Here is a 9501-nt window from a genome sequence, read left to right as displayed (position 1 = left end):
GCAACACCGTAATTTTCCCAGCCTTGTGTACGGGGGGATGTCTGCATATCGTATCCCAAGAACGAGCCATTGACCCTAAAGCCTTAGCAGAGTACTTTGTGCGCCATCCTATCGACTGTCTGAAAATTACCCCAGCCCACCTTGCTTCTCTCTTGACATCCAAGGTATCCAACTCTATAATACCGCGCCAATGTCTAGTCTTAGGTGGTGAAGCGGCAAGCTGGGATTTAGTTGAGAAAATCCAGCTTGAAGCCCCCAACTGTCGAATTCTCAACCACTATGGACCGACAGAAACCACTGTTGGCGTACTTACCTATCCTGTCAGTAGCTTGCAAGCCAGTTATAACTCTAAAACTGTTCCTATCGGTCGTCCTATCGCCAACACACAAGTTTATATTTTTGACCGCCATCAGCAACCAGTTCCCATCGGCGTACCGGGTGAACTACACATTGGCGGTGCTTCCTTAGCGCGAGGCTACCTTAATCGCCCGGACTTGACAACTGAAAAATTCATTAACCCATTTAATGATATAATCAATACTCGTCTCTACAAAACCGACGACCTAGTCCGCTACCTAAGTGACGGTAACATCGAATTTCTTGGTCGGCTGGATCGTCAAGTGAAGATTCGCGGCTTCCGTATCGAACTGAGCGAGGTTGAGACAGCGCTGGCGCAGCACCCAGCCGTGCGAGAAACTGTGGTCGTGGCGCGAGAAGATGTTCCCGATCACAAATATCTGGCAGCCTACATTGTCTCTAACCAAAAGAAGCCCTCACCAGCAGTACTTTACGTGATTTTCTCAAGGAGAAACTGCCCAGTTATATGGTGCCTGGAGCATTCGTAATGTTGAATGCCCTGCCACTGACACCGAACGGTAAAGTAAGATCGTCGCGCCCTTCACCCCCCGAGCCAGCCATGCGCTCTCTTTCTTTGGAGAGCCGCAAACCAAGGTAGAGAAACTCATTGCTGATGTTTGGCAGAAAATTCTTCTCTTAGAAAAAGTTGGGCTGGATGACAATTTCTTTGATCTGGGAGGAAATTCTTTACTATTAATCAAAGTTTGGCAGAAATTGCAAATAATTTCTAGCAAAGAAATATCAGTGGTAGAGATGTTTAAACACCCAACTGTCAGAGCGTTGGGACAACTCTTAAGCGAACAGAAATCCCGAACACCAGATGATGCGCCCAAATCAAAAGCAGAACTAGCCGAACTCCGTAGGAGCAGTCAAGGTTCCGTGAACCAACAAAGGAATATTAGGCAACAGTATCGGTCGCAGAAAGAACAGTGAATCAGGAGCAATGGAGATGAAGAATTTTTCTCAAAATGATATTAGAGAATCAGATTTAGCAATTATTGCCATGTCTGGGCGTTTTCCAGGAGCGAAAAACATAGATGCCTTTTGGGAAAATTTGCGTTCCGGGGTCGAGTCTGTTTCCTGGTTCTCGAATGAAGAACTCCTGATGAATGGAGAAAAGCCCGAACTGCTACAAAATCCCAACTATGTCAGGGCTAAGGCCGTGCTGGATGACATCGAATTGTTCGATGCCAATTTCTTCGGCTTTAATCCCAAAGATGCTGAGATTCTTGACCCGCAACAGCGCCTTTTTTTAGAATGTGCTTGGGAAGCATTGGAACAAGCTGGTTATAACCCCCAAACCTACGCGGGGTCAATCGGGGTTTATGCAGGGGCAGGTGTAAGTGATTATCTGTTCAAAAACCTTTATCTAAATCCGGCTGTCTCCAGAACAGTCAGCACATATCAATTAAGACTGGCTACGAAAAATGATTTTCTGCCGACAAGGGTAGCCTACAAGCTAAACCTCACTGGACCAGCAGTAAATATTCAAACGGCTTGTTCAACTTCCTTAGTCGCCGTACATATGGCTTGTCAAAGTTTGCTAAATGGCGAGTGCCACATGGCTTTAGCTGGCGCTGTTACTATCAGCATTCCCCAGAAGGAGGGTTATTTATATCAAGATGGTATGATTTTATCCCCTGATGGTCACTGTCGCGCCTTTGATGCGAAAGCACAAGGAATCATTGATGGCGATGGTGTGAGTATTGTCATGCTCAAGCGTGCAACAGATGCTCTAGCAGACGGAGATTATATCCACGCCATCATTAAAGGTTCCGCTATTAATAACGATGGCACGAACAAAATAGGGTTTACAGCTCCCAGTGTTGAAGGTCAAGCCGCAGTGATTGGGGAAGCACAGGCGATCGCGGGTATAGATGCCGAATCAATTAGCTATATAGAAGCCCACGGTACAGCAACAGAACTTGGCGATCCGATTGAAATTGCTGCCCTCACCAAAGCGTTCCACAACAGTACCAAGAAAAAACACTTCTGCGCCATTGGCTCGGTGAAGACGAATATCGGACACCTGGATACAGCAGCAGGTGTGGCGGGTCTAATTAAGACAGTTTTGGCTCTCAAGCATCAGCAAATTCCCCCAAGTTTACACTTTGAAACTCCCAACCCGAAAATTGATTTCGCCAACAGTCCTTTTTACGTCAACACTAAGCTATCGGAGTGGAAAACCAATGGCACTCCCCGTCGGGCTGGAGTTAGTTCTTTTGGCATTGGAGGTACAAATGCTCATGTTGTGCTGGAAGAAGCCCCTGTCTTAGAAAAGAAGATAGGAGACAAGGAACAAGAAACAAGACCAGCACAGCTATTAGTCCTATCTGCTAAAACGAGTTCCGCCCTAGAAGCAGCAACTCTCAACCTTACTGAACATCTTAAGCAACATCCCGAATTAAATTTAGCAGATGTTGCTTATACCCTGAGTATCGGTCGTCAGGCTTTTGAGCATCGGCGTATTCTAATTTGTTGTGAGTTGGATTCGGCAATAACAACGCTTCCAGAACAAGTTTTGACAGGTTATACAAAATCCTCAATCCCTTCAGTCATCTTCATGTTTTCCGGTCAGGGTTCTCAATATGTCAACATGGCACGGGAAATCTACCAGAATGAAGCCGTCTTTCGCCAACAGGTTGATTATTGTGCACAATTGCTCCTGCCGGAATTAGGACTGGATTTGCGCCACATTCTTTACCCAGATTCTGATAAAATGGACGACGTTGCCCAACAACTGCAACAGACAGCGATCGCTCAACCAGCTCTGTTTACCATTGAGTACGCTTTGGCTAAATTATGGGAATCCTGGGGCATCCAGCCGCAAGGATTCATTGGTCACAGTATCGGTGAATACGTCGCCGCCTGTTTAGCGGGTGTTTTCTCCCTTGAAGATGCCCTATGTTTGGTCGCAGCACGCGGACGGATGATGCAGCAACTTCCGCTGGGAGCAATGCTTTCAGTACCTCTCGCCCCGGAAGCACTAGAGGGACTCCTTGGAGGAGAACTCTCAATGGCTGCGATTAATGAGCCATCCCGCTGTGTGGTTTCCGGGTCTATGGAAGCAGTTGCCAATTTGCAAAATCAGCTTGTCGAGCAGGGCATTGAGTGTATCCGCTTGCGAACCTCCCATGCTTTCCACTCTCAAATGATGGAACCCATCTTAGAGCCGTTTGCCAAAGTGGTGCAAAAAGTTACCTTGAGTTCCCCGCAAATCCCTTATATTTCCAATGTTACCGGAACGTGGATTACCGCCGACCATGCGAGGGACCCTTACTATTGGAGTCAGCACCTGCGATCGCCAGTACAATTTGCCCGTGGGATTGAGCATTGCTTGAAAACACCGGATAGCATCCTGCTGGAAGTGGGACCAGGGCGAACCCTGAGTACCTTGACCAAGCATCATCCCAGCAAGGAAGCCAACCAGATAGTCCTGACATCGCTGCGCCATCCACAAGAGGTGCGATCGGATATGGCGTTCTTACTTACCACCTTGGGACAGCTTTGGCTAGGTGGAGTGAAGGTGAATTGGTCTGGGTTCTATGCTAACGAGCAGCGTTATCGAGTACCATTACCAACGTATCCCTTTGAGCGGCAGCGGTACTGGGTTGAGTCACAAAAGACAAATAATCGGGAACACTTGCCGCAAAACTTAACCGCGCCGCCAATTTGGAACACTCTTGTGGAAGCAGGTCGCATCCAGGCTAGTTCTGAAATCTCGAAATTAAGAAATTCCACTGAACAAGCAAAGAGAGAGTGTTTAGACCGTCTTTCTATTGCTTATATGCTCGAAGCTTTGAGAGGTCTTGGTGCTTTTAGCAATCCGGAAGAAAATTACTCTGTTGAAGAATTTTTCGCTCGATTTCAGATTCAGCCTCGCTACCATCAATTGGTATCTCAATGGCTATCTCTATTGGTAAAGCAAGGCTACCTCCAACAAGATGGCAATCAGTTCATCAAGCTTGTGCGACTGACCGAAGATATTTCAACTATTGTAGAGGAAGCCAAGGTTAAATGGGCATCTCAAAGAGAAGAACTAAATCTTCTGATGCGCTGTGGCGAAAATCTTGTTTCTGTACTTACTGGTAAAGAAGAGCCGTTAGAGTTCTTTTTTAGCGAAGGTTCTTTCAACGTCTATGAGAATATCATTGAAGAGTCGGTATCAATTCCCTATTACAACGGGATCTGGCAAGCTTGTTTGCAACAGGTAGTTAATTCATTACCACCACAGCGTCAGTTAAGAATTCTAGAAGTTGGGGCGGGTTCTGGCATCACGACATCGGCGTTACTCCCCATATTGCCACCGTCGCAAACGAGCTACACTTTTACAGATGTTGGTTCTGCCTTTCTCAGGCGAGCTAAACAGAAATTTAGTGCGTATCCATTTGTTGAATATCGCCTACTGAATATTGAGCAGCCTCCCCAAGAGCAAGGGTACGAACTCCATAAATTTGATATAGTGATTGCAACGAATGTGTTGCACGTCACCCGTAACATGGGAGAAACCTTAAAACACGTCCGTTCTTTGTTGGCTCCAGGCGGCATTCTCCTGATTCAGGAAATCACAGAAGCGAAATTAAGCTTTTACGTCACCTATGGCTTGCTGATGCAACCCTTGTCGGATGGAGAACGCCATCCAACTAATCCCTTTTTATCAACACAACAGTGGCATGAAGCCTTAAGCAAACAGGGATTTGCTGAGGTAGCGATTTTTCCAGAAACTCACGAACTGGCAGAGCATATTTTAGTTGCTCGGGCAACTCCATCAGGTCTTTTTCCCTCAGCATTCACGGAATTGGTTGAATCAAAAGCAGTGAGCGCGCCGCTTGATGAAGTCTCATTGTCCAAAAAACCCGACATTGCTGACTGGTTCTACATTCCATCTTGGAAACGCAACTTGTTGCCTACCCAAATGCGGCAAGTGAAATCGTCCTGGCTATTCTTTGTCGATGAGTGCGGTTTGGGAAACCAACTGGTTAAGAAACTGAAGCAGGCTGGCGAGGACGTAATTGTTGTTAGGGTGGGAGAGCAGTTTACCAAGTATGATGCGAGTTTGTACACTGTTAATCCCAGACAGTGCGATGACTACCATAGTTTACTCAAGGAGCTTAGCACATCAGATAAAATTCCAACTCATATTGTTCATTTGTGGAGTGTCACGGAAAATAGATCTATAGAATCGAGATTTGAATGGGTTGAATTAACTCAAGATTTAGGATACTGTAGCCTCATATTTCTAGTGCAGGCACTTGGAAAACAGAATTCAACGGATGAGTTTCAACTCACGGTTATCTCCAACGGCATACAGGAAGTAATCGGCGAGGAGTTGTTGTATCCCGAAAAAGCCACAATGCTTGGACTAATTCGGACAATTCCACAAGAATATCCGGACATAACTCCTCTTAGTATTGATGTTGTTCTTCCTCAACCAGGAAGTGAAAGTGAGCAGAAACTTATAACTCATCTACTGAACGAACTGCAAACAACATCAAAAGAGCGGATAATTGCTTATCGAGGTAATCATCGGTGGGTGCAAACTTTTGAGCCTGTTCGATTAGATAAGTCGGAGCAAGGGCTACAAAGATTGAGGAAAGAAGGAGTTTATCTGATTACAGGTGGACTCGGAGGTATTGGACTGATTCTGGCAGAACATTTAGCTCATACTGTACGAGCGAAACTGATTTTAACAGGTCGTTCTGCTTTTCCCGACCGTTCTGAGTGGGAAAAATGGCTCAACACTCATAACGAGCGCGATCAGGTGAGTCAAAAAATTCGGAAGTTACAGGAACTGGAGAAACTAGGAGCCGAGGTTTTGGTGGTTTCTGCTGACGTAGCCAACTTTGAACAAATGCAAGGGGCGATCGCCAAAGCAACGGATAGCTTCGGCAAAATCAATGGCGTTATTCACGCTGCTGGTGTTCCGGCTGGTGGAGTTATTCAGCTAAAAACACGAGAAATAACGGAAGGCGCTTTCGCCCCCAAAGTCAAGGGCACACTGGTTCTCGATAGTATCTTTAAGGACATGCAATTGGATTGGTTTGTCCTGTGTTCATCACTTTCCTCTTTTGTGGGAAACTTTGGACTAGTAGACTATTGTGCAAGCAACGCCTTTCTAGACTCTTTTGCTCATTATAAGACTAATCGAGACGGTACAAGAACCGTCTCTATCAACTGGGATACTTGGTCGGAAGTGGGCATGGCAGTAGAAGTAGCGAAGCTCTGGGCTTCTGGCACAAAGTTTTCCCCCACTCAGTTAACAGAAGAAACAGTTTCTTTTTCGGAGAAGTCTTTTGGGATAACCACGCCAACACCCTTATTTCAACCACACCTTAAGTATGGGTTATTGCCCGCAGAGGGCGTAGAGGTTTTCCACCGGATTTTGTGTAATTCAATACCTCAGATTCTAGTTTCGACACAGGATTTAGAGATAGTAATAAAGCCAACCAAGGGGGAAACAAAACTTAAGCAACGTCAGGATTTAGAGGAGTCTGCTGTGGACTCCCAATCAAGAAGTCCACGACCAGCATTGACAAATGCTTATGTAGCTCCTAGAAACGAATTGGAGCAAACAATCGCTCAAATTTGGCAAGATTTTCTGGGGATTGAGTTAATAGGAATTTATGATAATTTCTTTGAGTTAGGTGGAGACTCACTCTTAGGGATTCAACTGACTTCCAAGTTAAGCGAAACTTTACAAAAGAAAATTTCTCTTAATAGCTTCTTGAATGCCCTTTCCATTGCTGCACTGGCTGAATTCATTGATGAGGAATTCTTCATCTTGTAGTGCTAGGGAAAAGAATCGACGCTTGGGCTTTTCCCCAGTGATAATTATGTCTGCTTAATGGCTCCTAAATCAGTCTAACCCCAAGCCCATATAAAGACCTTGTACGCCACTTTTTTACATAAACTGTTGAATTTGTCAAGTTTTTCAAGTTAATCAACTCGATGTTAGTTATATGAATCTTAAAAAATTTGTAGCTGAACTCACCGAGCAAGGTGTGAAGTTGTGGACTGAGGGTGAGGAGTTGCGTGTTCGTGCTGCAAAAGGAGTAATAACACCAGACTTACGTGATTTACTGGCATTGCATAAAGCAGAGCTTGTAAAGTTGCTGCAAAAAAAGAGCAACGCCAGCGATACTTCTATACCCCAGATACCTGTTTCGCTCCGGAGGAATTTGCCTCTGTCTTTTGCTCAGGAAGGAATTTGGTTCTTGAGCCAGTTGGAACCAACTAACCCCTTCTATAACGAAGCAGTAGCTCTGCGACTTCACGGTTCTCTGAACGTTGTCGCTTTAGAAAAAAGCCTCAACAAGATTATCCAACGCCACGAAATTTTACGTACCAACTTCACAACGGTTGAGGGGCAGCCAGTTCAGGTTATTGCTGAAAGCTTGACCTTGAGTGTACAAGTTTTAGATTTGGGTGATCTACCTGATCGTGAGAGAGAAATTGCTTGGGGGATAAAAGCAAGGGCACAAGTCCAGCAACCTTTTGACCTTAGTAGCTCTGGGTTAATTCAAGCTTCTGTGCTGAAGCTAACACAGACAGAACACGTCTTGCTAGTAACAATACACCACATTGTCTGGGATGCTCCTTCACAGGACGTATTGGTCAGGGAGTTAGCAGCTTTCTACACAGCCTTCTGCAATGACTTGTCTTTAGAGCTACCCTCACTACCCATTCAGTATGCAGATTTTGCTGTTTGGCAGCGCCAGTGGTTACAGGGAGACGTATTCTTGTCTCAACTCGCTTATTGGAAGCAAAAACTTTCTGGTGCGCCAGAAGTAGTGGAACTGCCAACTGACCGAGTACGAAGCGTAACTCAAACGTTCCGGGGGGCGTGTTACCAAGAAGCACTCTCTAAGGAACTAACAGAGGCTTTGATGATTTTAAGTCGGCGTAAAGGAGTCACTCTGTTCATGACACTGTTGGCGGCGCTCTTCACGTTGCTTTACCGTTATACAGGGCAGAGCGATATCTGCGTGGGCACGCCCTACACGACGCGCGATCGCCCCGAAGTTGAGGGATTGATTGGATTGTTTGTCAATACGCTGGTGCTGCGGACTGATATATCGGGTAATCCGAGTTTTGAGGAGCTACTGTTTCGAGTCCGGGAAGTGGCGTTGGGAGCATACGCTCATGCTGACCTGCCTTTTGAAAAGTTAGTAGAACAATTGCAGCTTGCGCGTTCCTTAAGCTACAGACCACTGTGCCAAGTGAGGTTAGCGCTTTACCCACCGATGTCCAAGATAGACATGGAAGGCTTAACGGTGAGTCGAGTAGCGGTAGAAACGGGTACGGTGAAGTTTGATTTGAGTTTATCTTTCCAGAACACCGCCTCTGGACTAATCGGGAACTGGGAATACAATACCGATTTGTTTGATGGCAGTACGATCGCTCTGCTGGCTCAACATTTCCAGATTTTACTTGAGGGAATTGTAGCTAATCCTCAACAGAAGGTTTCTTCTTTGCCTCTCCTCACAGCGCAAGAGAGGCACCAGCTATTAGTAGAGTGGAATAACACTACAAAAGAGTATCCCAAAGATAAGTGTATCCACCAGTTGTTTGAGGAACAGGTAGAGCGATCGCCCTCTTCCGTAGCGATAGTGTTTGAAGAGGAACAACTGACCTACCAGCAGTTGAACGCAAGAGCGAACAGGATAGCACACTACCTGCAATCCTTGGGTGTAGGATCAGAGGTACTGGTGGGGATTTGTGTTGAGCGCTCTGTGGAAATGGTAGTGAGCCTGCTGGGCATCCTCAAAGCAGGTGGAGCTTACTTACCCCTCGATTCGGCATTACCTAAAGAAAATCTGGCCTTCCGATTGATTGATGCTCAAGTACCGATCTTATTGACGCAAAAGGGACTCCTGTTGCGTGAGGATGCTCAAGTGCAGACTATGGTATACTTGGATGCAGACTGGGAACTAATTGCCCAAGAATCTGAGGCAAATCCCAACAGCGAAGTGATACCGGAAAACTTAGCCTACGTCCTCTATACCTCTGGTTCTACAGGTCAACCTAAAGGCGTTGCGATCGAGCAGAGGCAAATCCTGAATTACCTGCACGCCATCTTAGACAAACTTCAACTACCAACTGGTGCTAGTTTCGCAACCGTTTCCACCTTCGCCGCCGACTTAG

The 9501-nt window shown here is 45.9% G+C and carries 5 protein-coding genes and 1 pseudogene; all 6 read left to right on the top strand.

Annotated elements, in window-relative coordinates; all coding sequences use genetic code 11:
• Positions 1-845 (top strand): AMP-binding protein (locus V5G28_RS36450; protein ID WP_336231565.1); only part of this gene is annotated, 845 nt, incomplete at its 5' end.
• Positions 824-955, top strand: a complete 132-nt coding sequence (locus V5G28_RS37020; RefSeq protein ID WP_442994330.1) for a hypothetical protein — start codon at positions 824-826, stop codon at positions 953-955. The genes V5G28_RS36450 and V5G28_RS37020, both read left to right, overlap by 22 nt.
• 8 nt (positions 956-963) lie before the next feature.
• Positions 964-1092 (top strand): annotated as a pseudogene (locus tag V5G28_RS37015) (phosphopantetheine-binding protein); the annotation flags it as partial.
• Between the two features lie 18 nt (positions 1093-1110).
• Entirely contained in the window at positions 1111-1290 is a 180-nt protein-coding gene (locus V5G28_RS36440; protein ID WP_336231564.1) for a hypothetical protein, read from the top strand.
• Between the two features lie 16 nt (positions 1291-1306).
• Positions 1307-7144, top strand: a complete 5838-nt coding sequence (locus V5G28_RS36435; protein ID WP_336231563.1) for an SDR family NAD(P)-dependent oxidoreductase — start codon at positions 1307-1309, stop codon at positions 7142-7144.
• Between the two features lie 172 nt (positions 7145-7316).
• On the top strand, positions 7317-9501 hold a 2185-nt coding region (locus V5G28_RS36430; protein ID WP_336231562.1), incomplete at its 3' end, for a non-ribosomal peptide synthetase.

Source organism: Scytonema sp. PRP1 (genome assembly GCF_036697665.2).
GTDB classification, from domain to species: domain Bacteria; phylum Cyanobacteriota; class Cyanobacteriia; order Cyanobacteriales; family Nostocaceae; genus Kalymmatonema; species Kalymmatonema gypsitolerans.
This window is presented reverse-complemented; position numbering and strand designations above follow the sequence as displayed.

Excerpts from the sequence above, each read along its gene's own strand:
- V5G28_RS37020 (WP_442994330.1), top strand. The coding sequence starts at position 824 with ATGGTGCCTGGAGCATTCGTAATGTTGAATGCCCTGCCACTGACACCG.
- V5G28_RS36440 (WP_336231564.1), top strand. The coding sequence starts at position 1,111 with ATGTTTAAACACCCAACTGTCAGAGCGTTGGGACAACTCTTAAGCGAA.
- V5G28_RS36435 (WP_336231563.1), top strand. The coding sequence starts at position 1,307 with ATGAAGAATTTTTCTCAAAATGATATTAGAGAATCAGATTTAGCAATT.